This is a genomic window from Paenibacillus sp. GCM10027628, from assembly GCF_042676385.1.
GTDB lineage: Bacteria > Bacillota > Bacilli > Paenibacillales > NBRC-103111 > Paenibacillus_E.
In genome coordinates, this window is record NZ_JBHTHA010000013.1 from 54297 (window position 1) to 69591 (window position 15295).

16 protein-coding genes are annotated in these 15295 nt (G+C 47.7%); 6 read left to right on the forward strand and 10 right to left on the reverse strand.

Translation table 11 applies throughout. The annotated features are described in order from the left end of the window. Positions 1–116: 116 nt before the first annotated feature. From ACFQZT_RS13645 to ACFQZT_RS13655, 3 genes are all read left to right on the forward strand, one after another. Positions 117–569 (forward strand): hypothetical protein, encoded by a 453-nt coding sequence (locus ACFQZT_RS13645; protein WP_379300647.1) that lies wholly within the window; start codon positions 117–119, stop codon positions 567–569. A 16-nt stretch (positions 570–585) separates the two neighbouring features. Beyond that, entirely contained in the window at positions 586–1101 is a 516-nt protein-coding gene (locus ACFQZT_RS13650; RefSeq protein WP_379300649.1) for a hypothetical protein, read from the forward strand. Positions 1102–1253: 152 nt separating this feature from the next. Then, entirely contained in the window at positions 1254–1862 is a 609-nt protein-coding gene (locus ACFQZT_RS13655) for a transglutaminase-like domain-containing protein (RefSeq protein WP_379300651.1), read from the forward strand. A gap of 114 nt (positions 1863–1976) precedes the next feature. On the opposite strand, the gene ACFQZT_RS13660 is transcribed toward ACFQZT_RS13655, so the two are convergent. Then, positions 1977–3221, reverse strand: coding sequence for an MFS transporter (locus tag ACFQZT_RS13660; protein ID WP_379300653.1), 1245 nt, complete (start codon positions 3219–3221; stop codon positions 1977–1979). Between the two features lie 145 nt (positions 3222–3366). On the opposite strand from ACFQZT_RS13660, the gene ACFQZT_RS13665 reads away from it, so the two are divergent. Then, on the forward strand, positions 3367–3972 hold the full coding sequence (locus ACFQZT_RS13665) for a TetR/AcrR family transcriptional regulator (RefSeq protein WP_379300655.1): 606 nt from the start codon (positions 3367–3369) through the stop codon (positions 3970–3972). A 4-nt stretch (positions 3973–3976) separates the two neighbouring features. Here ACFQZT_RS13665 and ACFQZT_RS13670 read toward each other — a convergent pair whose 3' ends face one another. The 3 genes from ACFQZT_RS13670 to ACFQZT_RS13680 form a co-directional block, all read right to left on the reverse strand. Continuing rightward, positions 3977–4195 carry a helix-turn-helix domain-containing protein gene (locus tag ACFQZT_RS13670; RefSeq protein ID WP_379300657.1) on the reverse strand — a complete coding sequence of 73 codons (219 nt, stop codon included), beginning with the start codon at positions 4193–4195 and terminating at the stop codon, positions 3977–3979. A 57-nt stretch (positions 4196–4252) separates the two neighbouring features. Then, entirely contained in the window at positions 4253–5191 is a 939-nt protein-coding gene (locus tag ACFQZT_RS13675; RefSeq protein ID WP_379300659.1) for a DMT family transporter, read from the reverse strand. 458 nt (positions 5192–5649) lie between these two features. Further along, positions 5650–6186 carry a C40 family peptidase gene (locus tag ACFQZT_RS13680; RefSeq protein ID WP_379300661.1) on the reverse strand — a complete coding sequence of 179 codons (537 nt, stop codon included), beginning with the start codon at positions 6184–6186 and terminating at the stop codon, positions 5650–5652. 329 nt (positions 6187–6515) lie between these two features. Between ACFQZT_RS13680 and ACFQZT_RS13685 the strand changes: the two genes are divergently transcribed. Further along, positions 6516–6881 (forward strand): VOC family protein, encoded by a 366-nt coding sequence (locus tag ACFQZT_RS13685; RefSeq protein ID WP_379300663.1) that lies wholly within the window; start codon positions 6516–6518, stop codon positions 6879–6881. A 52-nt stretch (positions 6882–6933) separates the two neighbouring features. Here the strand turns inward: ACFQZT_RS13685 and ACFQZT_RS13690 are convergent, their stop codons facing one another. From ACFQZT_RS13690 to ACFQZT_RS13715, 6 genes are all read right to left on the reverse strand, one after another. After that, a complete protein-coding gene (locus ACFQZT_RS13690) occupies positions 6934–8124 on the reverse strand; it encodes a response regulator (RefSeq protein ID WP_379300665.1) in 1191 nt (396 codons plus the stop codon). Between the two features lie 7 nt (positions 8125–8131). Beyond that, positions 8132–9994: a sensor histidine kinase gene (locus ACFQZT_RS13695; RefSeq protein ID WP_379300667.1), complete on the reverse strand. Its 1863-nt coding sequence runs from the start codon at positions 9992–9994 to the stop codon at positions 8132–8134. Between the two features lie 30 nt (positions 9995–10024). Beyond that, entirely contained in the window at positions 10025–10885 is an 861-nt protein-coding gene (locus ACFQZT_RS13700) for a PP2C family serine/threonine-protein phosphatase (protein WP_379300669.1), read from the reverse strand. A gap of 121 nt (positions 10886–11006) precedes the next feature. Next, positions 11007–11888 carry a carbohydrate ABC transporter permease gene (locus ACFQZT_RS13705; protein WP_379300671.1) on the reverse strand — a complete coding sequence of 294 codons (882 nt, stop codon included), beginning with the start codon at positions 11886–11888 and terminating at the stop codon, positions 11007–11009. Positions 11889–11903: 15 nt separating this feature from the next. Then, the gene (locus ACFQZT_RS13710) at positions 11904–12794 is read right to left on the reverse strand and encodes a carbohydrate ABC transporter permease (protein ID WP_379300673.1); all 891 of its coding nucleotides are present in this window, start codon (positions 12792–12794) and stop codon (positions 11904–11906) included. A 95-nt stretch (positions 12795–12889) separates the two neighbouring features. Further along, the gene (locus tag ACFQZT_RS13715; protein WP_379300675.1) at positions 12890–14242 is read right to left on the reverse strand and encodes an extracellular solute-binding protein; all 1353 of its coding nucleotides are present in this window, start codon (positions 14240–14242) and stop codon (positions 12890–12892) included. Positions 14243–14419: 177 nt separating this feature from the next. Here ACFQZT_RS13715 and ACFQZT_RS13720 point away from each other — a divergent pair, with 177 nt between their 5' ends. Then, complete coding sequence (locus ACFQZT_RS13720; RefSeq protein WP_379300677.1) at positions 14420–15094, forward strand: SIMPL domain-containing protein; 675 nt, start codon at positions 14420–14422, stop codon at positions 15092–15094. The last annotated feature ends 201 nt before the right edge of the window (positions 15095–15295 follow it).

Consider the following 15295-nt stretch of genomic DNA (forward strand, 5'->3'; position numbering starts at 1 on the left):
CCTATGCCAGGCAGTCAGCGCTTTGACAGAAATGACATCGACATATTAATGAAAATTATGGAGATGCTATGTAACGCTGATTCTTTAAACGAAGGATAAGGAATGGGGCAACATGGATGGGGCTAATTATTTTCGCCATTGTAACATGGCTGCTTATATCGATCTATACGGTAATGCCTCGTACAATCCAAATCAAGGAAAGTGTATTCCTCTTTTTGCTGCTTCTAGCCATTTCTATTAACGCAACCTGGTTCTTGGTGGAAGAATGGCATTGGATCACCGCATCCGATCAGATTCCGGAGTACCTTGCCTTTCTGCTTATCCGCAGTGTCATTATTCCTTACGGCATGCTTCTTTATCTCAATTTATGGCTAATATACTCCTCTGCTTGGTCGAAGGGACTTGTGGTTGCCGGGTTCGTGCTCACTTTTCTTATCATCGAGATTACAGCTTTAATGACCCATATTATGACCTATAACAAATGGTCTCTGCTCTATTCATCCATCTATACACTTGCTATGCTCTTCATTGCGATGGGAACGCTTAGGTGGTATCGGAACGTATTTTAAACAGGAGATTTGCCTTATGGACATTACACCTTACGGGAAATTCGATCAAAATGAGTGGTTCATCATTATCGTAATTCTCGCTTCTTACCTTGCAGCTTGGTTGCTCCCCCCGAAGCTGAATAAGGAATGTACATTCCTGCTCTTCTTATGGGGGTTTGTAGTCTCTACATTCTGGGACTTCACTATTGGAGGGGGACTGTTCGATTATTACGACGTCAATGATTCGCCCCATTATGAGTTTTTTGACTTGCTGTCTTACTTTATGTACAGTCCTTTTTCATATTTTTTTATGTATTTCTACGAAGCTTTCGAAATAAATGCCAAGAAAGCAATCCCGTACATTATAGCCTGGTCGTTTCTGGCGATCGGGGCCGAGTGGCTGGCTCTAACTTTTAAAATGCTCACCTATAAGAACGGCTATACGATGCTCATATCGTTCCTTATCTATTTATGCACCCAAAGAGCGACGATCCTGCTGTACCAACTAATCCGGGATAGGACTCCTGCTGAAAACCCCGTCAGAGTTCAATGAATTCTGATTGCCACGTATTACTCTCCTTAGTCATTGCTCTTTATCTCAAAAATTGATTGTATATTAATTCGATATAATGCATAATAATTCATATCTTAACTTACCATTTTTGCATACGATGATATATTTGTTCAAAGGGGCAATAGGAGAAGATGATCTTAACTTGCGAATCAAATGCTCTAGAAGACTATTTAGTAGAAACGGAAGAAATTGACTACAGCCATCTTTTCATTCAAGAAAAAGCATCCGAATTATATGCCGAATCGTTTAACGAAACTAATTATGTAAAAAAAGCTTATGAATTTGTCCGTGATGAAATCTCTCATTCCTGGGACATTCAAAGTTCGCGAATTACGTGTAAAGCCTCGGAAACCCTCATCTTTAAGGAAGGCATTTGCTACGCCAAGTCTAATTTATTGTGTGCCCTATTAAGAAGCAAGGGGATCCCCGCCGGTTTTTGTTATCAAAGACTTACCCTAGGCGTTACGCCCGATACCGGGTACTGCCTTCATGCTTTGAATGGCGTTTATCTTACATCTATAGGCAGATGGGTTCGGTTAGATGCACGCGGGAATAAAGTTGGCGTTCATGCAGAATTTTCCGAATATGAAGAAAAGCTGGCTTTTCAGGTGCGTGCGGCATATGGCGAAGTGGACTATTTAGAAATATTTACACGGCCAAATCCAAAAACAATTCATGCATTAAAGCAACATACTGATTGTATAACGATGTATACTCATGGTTTACCCACTAACTTGTAGCCAAGATTGATATTCTAACCTAAAAAAGGAGATCCCACTGTAGGGGAAGGTTATAAAAAAAGGAGTAAGCGGCTGCCGCGATAACGACAGCCGCTTATTTTATTCATACGCCGCTCAGGCAGAAGCTTTTATCGGATGATGCCGAATATTCCGTCTTCTGCCGCTCGTAAACAACAAGAAATAACCCAGCGTGATGAGTATGCAGATGAAAATATCAACACCGATTAATACCTGATAATTGGTAAAGAAATCAAAGGAAACGCCTCCGACCAGTGCCCCAAGAATGCCGCCTCCTTGATGAAAGAGCAGCAGGAACCCGGTTTGTTTTCCCCTTCCCTTGGCAAGCTCATTGACGATGAGCAGCCCCCCTGGAATCGCACTCAGGTATGTAATTCCGAATGCAACGGCAAAGAGTACCGGTGACCAGCCGACATGCATAAAGAGGAAAGCGAACCCTATAATTCGAATGCCGTAAAGAATCGTCATCATGACGAACTTATTAACCCGATCCAGAAAATATCCAAAAATGAGCGAACCGGTTATTTCCATTATCCCGAGCACACTCATGGAAATGGCGATCATGCTAGGCGGGACGTTAGCCAGTTGATGGATGGCTACCAGATTCATTTCAACGGTTCCCATATTGAATCCACAGGTGAACAGCGCACTGGCAACTACGATGAGGATCGGCCAATACACAGCTTTGCTCGTGAATGGCGTCACACCCGCTGATGGCAACACCGGGACAGGAGCGATATCTGTGGATCTGTCCACCTTGTGCTTTTGCGGACTTTTGATGCCAAGCCAAATAACAGGCAAGGTCACGAGAAGACCAAGGATCAGTGATGCCATAAAAGCGTCCTTCCACGTTAACCAGCTGGAAGATACGAAAATTGGCGTACTAACGGCCAATCCTACGGAAGAGGCACTCGTCAGCAGCGCTGTCGCTTTGGCGCGATGATGCTGAAACCAATCAAACATAAGCAGATACGTGGTGGTGCTTCCGATACCGACCAAGCCGGAGATGACCCCATAACCGATAAAGAAAACAATAGGATGATGTCCCAACACGACAATTCCTGTACCCAATATCCCCATGGCAGTGCTGAACAGCATCACTTTCTTCGGGCCGTAACGATCAACAAGCCAACCTCCCAGAGGGGCACAGCAGGCTGCGATAAGAAGGTTGGTTGACCATGCCATCGAAATGAACCCTCTGTTCATGTGCAAATCTTCAGCGATCTGCACTTGGAAATACGCCATGATGAACCGCGTTAGCGCCCCGATAAACCCTATAATCCAAAGCGAACCTAAACCTATCCAAGCATATCTCGGCTCTTTGAACCACGTTGCCTGCATTGACACTCCACCCCATCCCATATATAGAAGATACCGATCGGTATCTTTTCTTGTTTTATCATAACATAATTGCTCCCTTTTTCAATAGCAAGGCTTCATTTGTTATAATAGGATGACGAATTTATTTGTGTAACGGAGGATTATTATGCAAAAAGGAGAAAATACCCGCAAGCACATCATCGCCAAATCGGCTGAGCTTTTTAACCAACAAGGGTATTCAGGCTCATCCTTGTCTGATATTACGGAGCGAACAGGCATTAAAAAAGGCGGCATTTACCGCCATTTTGCCAGTAAGGATGAAATTGCGATCGAAGCTTACAACTACGCGGCGAGTATCGTAGACGGTCAGTTCAAACAGGCGATTGCCGCGAAAGAGTCGGCGTCTGACAAGCTGTTAGCCTTTTTCCGCGTGTACGATCGTGTTGTGGAAGCACCGCCATTTATCGGCGGATGCCCGCTGCTGAACATGGCGATTGAAAGCGATGACGGACATCCCGTCCTACGCCAAAGAGCCCAGCAGGGTTTAACCGGTACGCTGAACTCGATGAAAGCGATTATTCAAGAAGGCGTTCAAAGCGGCGAATTCAAAGCGGATCTGGATATTGACGCGCTCGCTACCTTCACGCTCTCCACCCTAGAAGGCGGTATTATGCTGAGCAAGCTCGAAGGTAACAACCGGCATATGCTTATGAATATCGAGAGCTTTTCCGCTTATTTGAAACAAGTGTGCTTGCGGGGTACGCCGGCGTAACGTCTTATTGCGCCGGACTATGCCCCGCCAAGGCGAGCAGCTCTGCCCGATTCTCAACCCTCAAAGCTGCGGCTAGAGCAAGAACAACATCTTCAGAGGGGTTGATCCTCCCATTTTCAATGGCATTCAAGATCGAGTAACTGACTCCCGCTTTTTCCCCCAATTTGCGCAGGGTGAGATCTTGCTGCTGCCTCAGTTCCTTCAGTTTATGTTTAAATTCCATATGGCCTGGCCCTCCCCTCTTGTTTATACATGTACGCAATCAAAATATGTGAGAATACTAATAACTCGTTTGAACTGTTGCAGTTTCATTGGTTTCCTTATGCTTCCGAAAATCGGAGATCAGCAGGATTCCCATGAAGACTAAGCCGACTCCCGCCACATGAAGGAACGAAAATGGCTCATGCAGCACCGTGTACGAAAGCAGAAGCGTGCTGACCGGAATGCATCCCGTATATACAGCTGCTGTGCTAGCTTGCACACGCGATATGCCGCGGAACCATAAAAGATAACCGCCGACAGTGACGAAAATGCCGTTATAGAAAAGAAGCCCGATATCCTCTCCCCTTACTCGAGTAAAGTCGAACTGCAAGGCTTCAACAACCGAAAACGGCAGGAACATCAGGAAGGAAAAAAGGGTGATGTACGTCGTTCCAAGCAAGGAGGAAACACCGCTGGACGTCATTTTCCGAAATATGGTCAGCGTAGCCTCCCCGATCACTGCAAGCAAAATCAGCAAAAGCCCTATGTATGAAGATTTTGATGGGGTAGAAGACGTCATCAGCCAACCCGGGGCCTGAATGATGAGGATTCCAAGTAATGAACATCCGATGCCTAGTATAAGGCGTGTTGTCATTTTTTCCTTCAGTACCACAAACGATAACAAAGCAACTGCCGCGGGAGTCAAGCTGGTTACGATACCGATTTCAGTAGCGGTAGCGTATCGTAACCCATACAGCATCAGGACGCGAAAAAGAAACATGCCAAGAAACGACTGCAGGAGTAAGAGAAGCGCATCCCTCTTCCCTACTTTGATCGAACGATGGCGCTCCGCCAGCAACAGCGGGATTAGAAGCAGCAGGGCGATCGCCAAGCTCGCCGATTGTGATAAAAAGATAGGCATCCGCAACGTCATCAACTTCCCGGCCACGACGGAACTGCCTATGAGCGTAGCAGCCATAGTTAATTCCAAATAAGCATGAATTCGATGTTTCCTCATTTCAAAGCTTCACCTCTTTTGCATTTGTTGATGTAAACAGTAACAAATGCAAAGTGGTTTTAGGTAGAGCCGTTAATGACATATTTTGATAGTACCACTTTTGCCCCCCGCAAGCACGCACATATGCCGAAGGCAAAGTCATGATGAAACTACCTAGCGGATGGCTAGTTCCTAGTCTAAAGCCGTACGTTTGGGAACGAACTTGTCTTTGTCCATCCTCGTCAATCTTCCATCTTCTCGTCTGTAAAGATGAAAAATATTGTTAGAGACACGACTTCATTTCCCACTCGCCGCTGTAACGATGCAAAACATCTTTCCAGCCATGCGCTTGCTGTGTCCCCTAGGCAAAAAAGACCCCTGAGTCCATCTCACCTTTGATCGAAAATCATTTCGATGCGAAGGGGAAATGGACTCAAAGGGCCTTCTTTTTTACCACATTGGATCGATAGACGTTGTTCTCACAAGTGACGTCCTTCGATGAATCGATTTTTCCAGTAACCTGAGTTCATATCATTAATGACGACACCAGAGCTGGTCGTGTTGCTAATGAATTTACCATTGCCGACATAAATACCGACATGATTAATGCGGCCTGGTGTGCCTACACTAAACATGACCAGATCGCCTTTTTTCAGGTTCGCTTTACTATAAACGCGAGTACCTACGCTGGTTTGGGCTTTTGAGCCCCAAGGAATGGAGATTCCATTTTGTTTGAAAACAAGCTGTGTGAAAGCTGAGCAATCCAGAATCAATCGGTTCGTATCTCTTACGCCATATCCGTATCTGACTTTGCCGATATACGATTCAGCTGTTCGGACGATCTGATCGGCTTTACTCGAACTTGTTGCACTGTAAGCTGCCGTTGCATTCCCTGAAACGGTATTGGCATGAGCCGATTGCGGATTGAATAATATGCTTCCTGTGGTCAATAAGGAAAGACTAAGGCTTATCCCCACTAACGATTGGCTAAGGCGGTTCTTCTTCATAAATAGCATGATTGGACTTCCTCCTCTAGGATCGTGGTGTTAGGCTATGAATCTGATATTACCTTAGCACATTTCGGATTTCCTAATATTTACCGTTGATGGAAGAAAGCCAAGCTCCGCCTAGCATATTCAGCCATTCTTAGAATTTCGTGAGAATTGTCTGAGTATTCTACCCTTGACAGATTTGGCTCGACTGGAAAAACCGTTATTACCGAATGGCAGGCTTGTCGATTTTTTACAAGACGGTGAGGAATCGGGCATGCTATGATGATGGCGTAACGATGGAGCTCATGGTTCCGATGCCAATTTTACCGGCAAAAATGCTAAGGAGGGTAACCGTGTTTAATAAAATTGCAACTGTCACTGTCTATGTAGACAATCAGGAGGAATCCGCTAAATTCTGGGAAGAAAAGATAGGTTTCGAGGTGCAGAAAAAAAATCCAATGGGACCAAACGCCTTCTGGATGGAACTTTCGCCTCCGGGCGCAGCCAGCTGCATCACACTCTATCCGAAATCGATGATGGAGAACTGGAACGAGACCAAGGTGGGCATCGTTTTTCAAACGGATGACATCCGAGAAGCCTATGCGAAGCTACAGGCAAACGGCGTTGATATTGATGAACCAAAAGAGCTTGGCTTCGGTATTTTCACTCAGTTCAGAGATCCGGATGGGAACGAATTCGGATTGCGCCAGCATAAGTAAACGGTAAAGAAACAGCCCTCTGGTTAATAGACCAGGGGGCTGTTTCTTCTTATTAGCATGTATCCGGCTTACTTGCGGCAACGTTCTGTTCTTGGCGGTATTCTGAAGGGGTGGCGCCATATTTTTTGCGAAAGACTTGCGTGAAATGACGCATATCCTGATAACCGATCCGCTCGGCGATATCGGCGAGCTTGAACTTCGGATTCATCAACAGCTGCTTCGCCTGCTCCAAACGCAGATGGATCACGTACTCCTTGAAGCCTTGGCCGGTCTTCTGTTTGAACAACTGACTGAAATAGACAGGATTCAAGTAGACGATCGATGCTACTTTCTCCAGCGACAGATCCGCATGGTAGTGCGTGCGGATGTACTGCAGCGCTACTTCGATGGCGCGATCGCTGCCGTTGGCGTAGTGTTCGTAAACCTGCGTCGTCGAAGCTTGCCGCATCCGCTGCACCTCGGCGGGCACCGCCTGGAATTGTTCGATCCGTTCGGTGTGCATAATCTGGAACGGCACCCGCAAGTACTTGATAAGATGGCCGCGCAGCTCATCGATCAGCTCCGGCAAGCCGCTGCCCGCCGGCAACGTGACCAGCCCGAGCAGACTCTTGCTGTCGTGCACCGTGACGAAGCCTTTCCCGTAGCGCTCGATCAGTTCGAGAAGCACGTTCTCGATTATGAAATTTTCGAGATTTACGACTTTATCGCTCTCCATTTTGACCATAATCAAGTAGAAATGCGGAAACTGTTCGATGAATGGCTCCATATCGATGCGCCCGGTATCCAGGCCCAGTGCCCAGCGCTGAAACACCGCCTCCTGCAAATATTTGCGGTTCAGCTTCAGCAGCTGAGCTTCTTCGGTTAGTTCGGTTTCCCGGATGATCTCCTCGCTGATCTTCTCGATCATCTCTGTCAGCATGTCCTTGCCGATCGGCTTCAGCAAATAATCCTTAGCCCCCAATCGGACCGCTTCCTGTGCATAGGCAAACTCGGAATAGGCGGAGATCACGACCCATTTCACATGGGGGTGACGCCCTCTGGAAATATTCATAAGCTGAAGCCCGGTCATGCCTGGCATCAAAATATCGGTAAGGACGATATGGATATGATGCTTGCGAAGGAGTGCCATCGCTTGTTCGGCATTCGCGGCGAGATGAGTCCGGTACTGCGGGAAACGGTTATTCAGCGTCCGCTCGATTCCCTCGCGAATGACCGTTTCATCGTCGACGATGAGAATGTCCATGGTCTGTCTAACCTCCTTTCCGAGGAAGCGGCAGCACAATGGTGACCGTCGTTCCTTCCCCTTGTTGACTATCTATTCTTAACCCATAGTTGTCTCCATACATGAGAACCAAACGTCTGTGCACGTTCGTCAGCCCGATGCCGCGTCTTCCTTTCCTCGACGTATCGACCGGCTCGCCGGTCATAGAAATGTTGGCTGTCACCGGACCGCTGTCCCTATCTGCTCGATATCCGGCATGTACGTCCAGGGACACTTTATCCGCATTCAGTGACTCCCGCATTCGAGTGAGTACGTGCGCTTCCATCCCAATGCCGTTATCTTGAATAATGATGTACAGCTCCTGTTCGCCCGCTTCCGTGTAAACGTGCAGCAACCCAGGCCGATCCAGCGGCTCCAGCCCGTATTTGACCGCATTCTCGATAATCGGTTGAATGGTCATCTTCGGCAGGACGGCATCCAGCCACTCCGGCGCGACGGCAATCTCCGTGCTGACCCGGCCTTCCAAACGGCTCTCGATAATCGTCATGTAATGACGCATTTGATCGAGTTCCTGCCTGAGCGTCGACTTCGACGCCTCTTCCCAATCGCTGCTGTACCGGAACATATGCGATAGCGATAAGATGACCCGGCCCAGCCTGTCGTTCTCCCGCTCATCCAACATCCAATAAATCATATCCAGCGTGTTGTACAGAAAATGCGGATTGACCTGCGATTGCAGCGCCTGCAGCTCCGCATTTTTTTCACTGATAGAGGCCAGGGTAATTCGCTCGATCAACTCGTCCATCCGGTTCACCATGCGGTTAAACGAGGAAACGAGGAAATTAATCTCCTCGAACGATTTGACGTTGACCGAGCCTTTGAAATTCCCCATCTCCACCTGCTTCATCTCGCGGATCAAGAGCTTGAGCGGATTGGACATGCTGCGTGAAACGAGACTCGCCAGCGCCGTAGATAAAATAACTAGTACAACGATCACGATATACAGGTATTCTCTCGTCTTCACAACCTCGGCATTGATATCCCCCTTGGGGGTCAATCCGAGCACAGTCCAATCCGCCATCTTCGCTTTAGCGGCGACAATGAGCTGATCCGTCCGATTATCCACGATAATCTGGTTGGTTTGCGGACGCGGCAGCCCGCTGAAAGAAGGCGGCTTCACTTGCTCCTTCTCCGTAGAAGCGATCATGCGGTCTTCCCGGTCAACGATATACACGCGGCTGTTCGGGCTGATCGTCACGTTGGAAAGCGCAGCTAGAATCGGCTGCGGATTCGTTTCGATCAGCATGACGCCGAGCGTCCGGTGGTCGGTCAAATCGTACAGTTTGCGCCCGAACACAAAAAGCGGCTCCTCATTGAAGCGATTGATGACGGAGCCCGGGAACAGCCCCAGCCAGACCATTTCGCCTGATGAGTCCTGCAGCTTCTGGTACCAGTCGGAGGTGGAATAATTCGCATCAATGACGCCTGCGAATCGGCGTTCGAAATTATAGTTTTTGCCAGTATTCGTGATGACATGAATGCCGATAATATCGTCGCGCGAGTAATAAATCGCGCCTAAAATGTTCGTGATCGTCCGCTCGTTGATCACACTAACGGCCGGGTCTTTGTTCGCTTCGCGATCTTCGATCAGCCGAAGCATCTCGTAGTTGCTGTTCAGCGATTTGGTGACGCTGTCATAACCCTGGAGCAGCAGATCGAACAAGCCGACGGTCTGGGAAATATTTTTTTCGGCGAGATCGCTGATTTTCGTATGGATGATATCCGTCGTCTTCTGATAATAGAGGAAGCTAACAATGAGCAAGAGGACCATCATGCAGGAGAGGAACAGCAGAAATAACCGGTTATGAATGGAATGCAAGCCCCGTGCCAATGTGAACGTTCCCCTTTCGTTATGGGCTTTTTATGCACCGAAGTGAAGCCAGATGGCGCTTTTATCATCCGATGTTTTGAATCGGGGGTAGCGAATGCAGGCGGAATCCTCGTTCTCAAGTTGAAGCAACCAGTCTGCGTATGCCTGAAGGTTAGTTGCTGACATGTGCCGGATCATCGTTTCATGCGGGTCTTGGTCGTTGTCTTCCACGTCTTGTGGGAAGAACAAGCCATCTGTTACCAGAATCAGCCCTCGCAGCATAATGCGGTTAAGCTTGCCGCTTTCAATATAAAGTTCCGCGGCAGGATCCCCGTTCAAGACCGAGTAACCCTCAGGCGTATTCATCTTCTGCTTATTCGCGAGAACCTTCGCTTTTACCTGCGTCTTGAGCCCCTCCTTGGCTCCCGATTCTGCAGCTAAACCTTGCTTGATCAAGAGCAAGGATTCCTGATCGATATGTGCGACATGATCCCGGGTTATAGTCCGAATGGAGCCGTCCTGGTATAACGCATAGATCATGCAGTCTCCCAATTGTGCAAACTCAACATGGGTCTCCGTAACCCGGATCAAAGCAATCCCCGCCGTCCACAATTGTTCTTTGGCGTTCAGGTCAATGCCGCACACTTCCATTTCTTGCCGCAGAAGCAAATTGGCTTCTTTCAGCAGCTTCTCTAATCCGCCATACGCGGGGATTACCCCCGTGTAATCTTCCAAATATCGCTTCACCAGCTGGGAGGCAAGTCTGCCTCCGGTTTCCTGATTCGGCCCGCGGAAGGGAACAAGCGATGTCGCACCGTCGATGACGCCATAGAGCCCCTGTGCCTCATTGATCACCACGGCATCCTCGTTCCATTCGCCGCTTCCTTGAATGGAGATCCATTCGACCCGCATATGAACCCTCCGTTCCAATTGCCTGTTATTTCTCAATCATAACGACAACCCCATGTGGGCGCAATAAGACATTACAAATGAAAAAGACCCACAAGATGTGGGCTTGAAATTTTGCACGACCTTACCCTTTCACCGCTCCCGCGACCATGCCCTTGGTGATTTTATCCGCCAACAGGAAGTAAATGAGGATGACCGGCAGAGCGCCGAGCACGAGAAAAGCGCCGATCGCGCCGTAATTGACCGAATACTGGCTAACAAAGCTGTTCACGCCGAATGGAAGTGTCTTCAGCCGTTCCGACGAGATAAAGGTGGCTGCCAGGATGTACTCGTTCCAGATGTTGATAAAGGTCAGAATACATACCGTCATCATCGGCGGAACCGAGATCGGCAGAATAATGCTGCGGAAGATCCGGAACACACCGGCACCGTCCATGACCGCGGATTCTTCGATTTCGCTAGGAATCGACTTCATAAAGCCGCTGAGAATGAAAACGGCGATCGGCGTCTGAAACGCGATATACGGCAAAATAATCGACAGATGCGTGTTGAGAATGCTCATGTTTTTGAAAATAATCATCAGCGGCAGCAAGGTCGCCTGCAGCGGAATCATCATCCCGATCAGGAAGATGACCATGACGGCTTGACCGTATTTCCACTTGAACCGGCTAATCGCAAAGGATGCGAGCGAGCTAAGGAACAGCACTCCCACCATCGTCACCGAAGTGACGAACAAGCTGTTTTTCAGATATTGAAAGTAGTGCCCCGCCTTAATAGCGTCTGTGAAGTTTTTCCACTGCGGCGAAGCCGGCAGCGCGAAAAATCGGCCCGACAAAATTTCCTCGTTATTTTTCAAGGAATAAATGAACAGCCAGAGGAGCGGATACACCTGCGTAACCACCAGAACGGACAAAAGAACGATGACGAGAACTTTTACAATGGACACCGGTTTCCGTCCGACAGCAGCTGCGGGCTTCACCGAGGCTACACCTAGCGTTGAATTCATGGCCACACTCCCCCTTTACGTAAATTTCTTCTCTAACCGATTGAAGATCAGGTTGATGATAACCGTAGCGATCAGGCACAAGCCTACAAGGAACGCCGCGATGGCACTGCCATAGCCGTATTTCATAGACAAGAACGACATGTTGTACATATGCGTTGATATCACGTCTGTCGCATGCGCCGGGCCGCCGGCCGTCATGACCATGACCATATCAAAAGCTTGCAAGGAACCGATAAAAGCGAGCACAATCGATATTTTGAAAATCGGAATATTCATAGGGAAGGTAATATGCCAGTCGGCTTTCAGCCCTTCAGCGCCGTCGATGCGGGCTGCTTCGTAAATATCGGCAGGGATGTTCTGAATGCCTGTGAACTGGATCAGCGTGTGATAACCCAAGTACTGCCACAGTGCTACAAAATACAGAGAATACATCGCAATTTTCGGATCGGTCAGCCAGGATTTTGTCCAACTGTGCAAATTCAGCATGTCGAGCACCTGATTCAGCATGCCCCCCATTGCTGCAGGGTTATAGATCGTTTTCCATAATTGGCCGACGATTACGACAGATAAAATAACAGGCAAGAAGTAACTCGAAACGAGAAAATTCGGCTTCTTAATGAATCGGTTCAACAAAATAGCGACAAATAAAGCAACTGGAATTTCCGCCATGGAAAACACAGCGAACATCAAGGTTCTTTTGACAGATGGCCAAAATACCGGGTCTGCAAATAACAGGGTTTGAAAATTTTTCAGACCAATGAATTTCGACTCGCCAATTCCGTTCCAATCGAGCAGTCCGCTATAGAGCGAAACGAGAATCGGTACAAAAACGAGACACACATAGAGCAGCAAACACGGCAGCACAAACATGGCTATCGTCCATTTGGAGACTCTTAATACATTCACTATTCTCGCCTCCTCCATCTGAATGTGCCAATCGGAACTTACCTGCTGCACCGCTTGGGGCAGTAGATAAATTCCGATTCGGCTGCTATTTCAATTTATTTTTTATTCGTTTCGTAAGCCGTTTGATGTTCTTTGGCCACTTCGGCAGGATCTTTTTTCTGTACGAACAGGTTTTGGATGCTGGTCAAGTGACCTTGCGCCGTTCCCGGATTCATCGTGTTGTCGAACGCGAGGTCTCCGCCTTTCACTTGTTTGAACAATCCGAGCACTTCCATCGCCATATCGGAGTAACCAGCTGCTTTGAAGTCTCCGTCTACTTTTTGAGCGACACCGACAGCGCCTTTAGCCGCGAACGCTTCTTTCGGATAGTTCAGCATGAAGTAGTTCAGGAAATCTTTCGTTTCTTTCAAATGCTTGCTGTTAGCGGACACTGCGAATGCGGAACCTGGTGCCAGCATGAACTCGTCTGGGTTACCTTTGCCCTTTACAGTAGGGAACTTGAATACGCCAACTTTACCGTTTACAGAGGAAGTTTCGATACCGCCTGTTGCCCAGCTGCCCATGAAGTACATAGCGGCTTTGCCAGTTTTGAACAAGTTCTCGCCTGCGTTATAGTCGAAGGATGTTGCGCCTTCTTGGAACGCGCCGGCCTGGATCAGGTCTTGGAAGCTGCTAACCGCATCCGTGAACGCAGGATCCTGGAACGTTTTCTTACCGTCAACGACGTCTTTCAGGAAGCCAGGGCCGCCATTGGTGCGAAGCAATACGTTCATGAACAAGAAGGAACCGGTCCAGGAATCTTTCTCCCCGATCGCCATTGGCTGAATGCCTTTGGATTTAAGCTTTTTAACCGTGTCCACCATTTCTTCGAAAGTTTTCGGCACTTCTACGCCAGCTTGTTGGAACAACTCTTTGTTGTAATAAACAACGGCGATGTTGTTGCCGTCAGGCAGTGCATAAAGGTTGTTGTTGAATGTGTACCAATCGAGAATACCGCTTTGGAACGTATCTTTCAGTCCGTTTTGAGCGACCATATCGTTCAGCGGCGCAAAAAGACCTGCATCTACGAAAGGCTTCATTTGCGCAGCCGGATTCACGATTGTAATATCAGGCACTTCTTTGGAAGCGGCTTGCGTTTTCAGCTTTAGCTTTTGTTGATCCGTATTCAGGGAGTCCAACTCGATCTTGATGTTCGGATTTTTCGTTTGGTAATCGTTGACGATTTTTTTCAACATACCGTTCTTCGGATCTGTCGGATCCGGGTATATGTTTTGGAACGTGATTGTAATATTTTCCTGCTTTTTCACTTCTGCGGTTGCTGCGCTAGTCGCTGCTGCCGTTGCTTCGGATTTACCGCCCGTCGTTGTGCCTGCGCTTCCGCATGCAGTCAAGCTAACCGCTAATGTGCTTGCCATGACCATTTTGAGTGCGGTGAATTTTGTCGCCATTTGTAAGTCCCCCTCGTTTTGTTTGGATGTGTTTATTATCACTCGAAAATGGCAGCACTTACAATGTGGGAACTTAAGGGATGATGTTTGCTTTTTATAGGTTGTAGGCAAAGCATATTATAAATATACCGCAAATACATTGATGTATAATCCTTAAGCAAGAAAGGTTGATGGCCTATGTATTATCCTCAGCCAATATATCCGTCTCCGGAGGCTTCTTCTTTTTCTCACAATAACCGGCATATCATTGAGGTCTCAGGCGAAGGGACGATCTCTGCAGCCCCCGACAAATCCAGCATTGTACTAGGCGCCGTGACAGATAACATGAGCCTCAGTAAAGCACAGGCCGACAATGCCGCCACCCTATCCGCAATCATCGACTCGTTGCTAAAACTCCATATTCCAAAAGAACAAATTCAAACCGTCACTTACAGAATCGACATTCAGTACAACTATGAGGACGGAAAACAAATCTTTAAAGGCTATCAGGTCACACACCTCCTTCAAATCACGATTGATAAAATCGACATGACAGGACTTGTTATCGACACGGCTGTCGCCCAAGGCGCCAACTCCGTCTCCCACATTCACTTTACTGTGGCACATCCCGAACTCTACTATAACCACGCCCTCTCGTTAGCCATAAAAAATGCCGAAAATAAGGCCGTTATTATCGCCAAAACGTTAGGCGCAACGTTGATAAAAAATCCGATTCAAATCCAAGAAGAATCTCATGTAACAGAGCCTATCCCTTATCAAACTACCCTATATGCAAAAAGTGCAGCGACCCCGATCCAACCGGGAGAGTTGAAAATCTCTGCTGCTGTAAGGGCTAAGTATTCATATTTTTGAATACAGGAACAAACAAAGCTTAATCAGACAGCGCGTCTGCTGCTCCGATTAAGCTTTTTTCTGCTGAAATTATTCACGCACTCGGTCAGAACACTTCTTACGCTCGTTCCAGCATTTCTGGAAATGTGGAGTGGTGAGAGCAGAACGGGTTGGCATCCAGATTGTACAAGCATCACTTTAAGCTAGTGACACCCTCTGCCC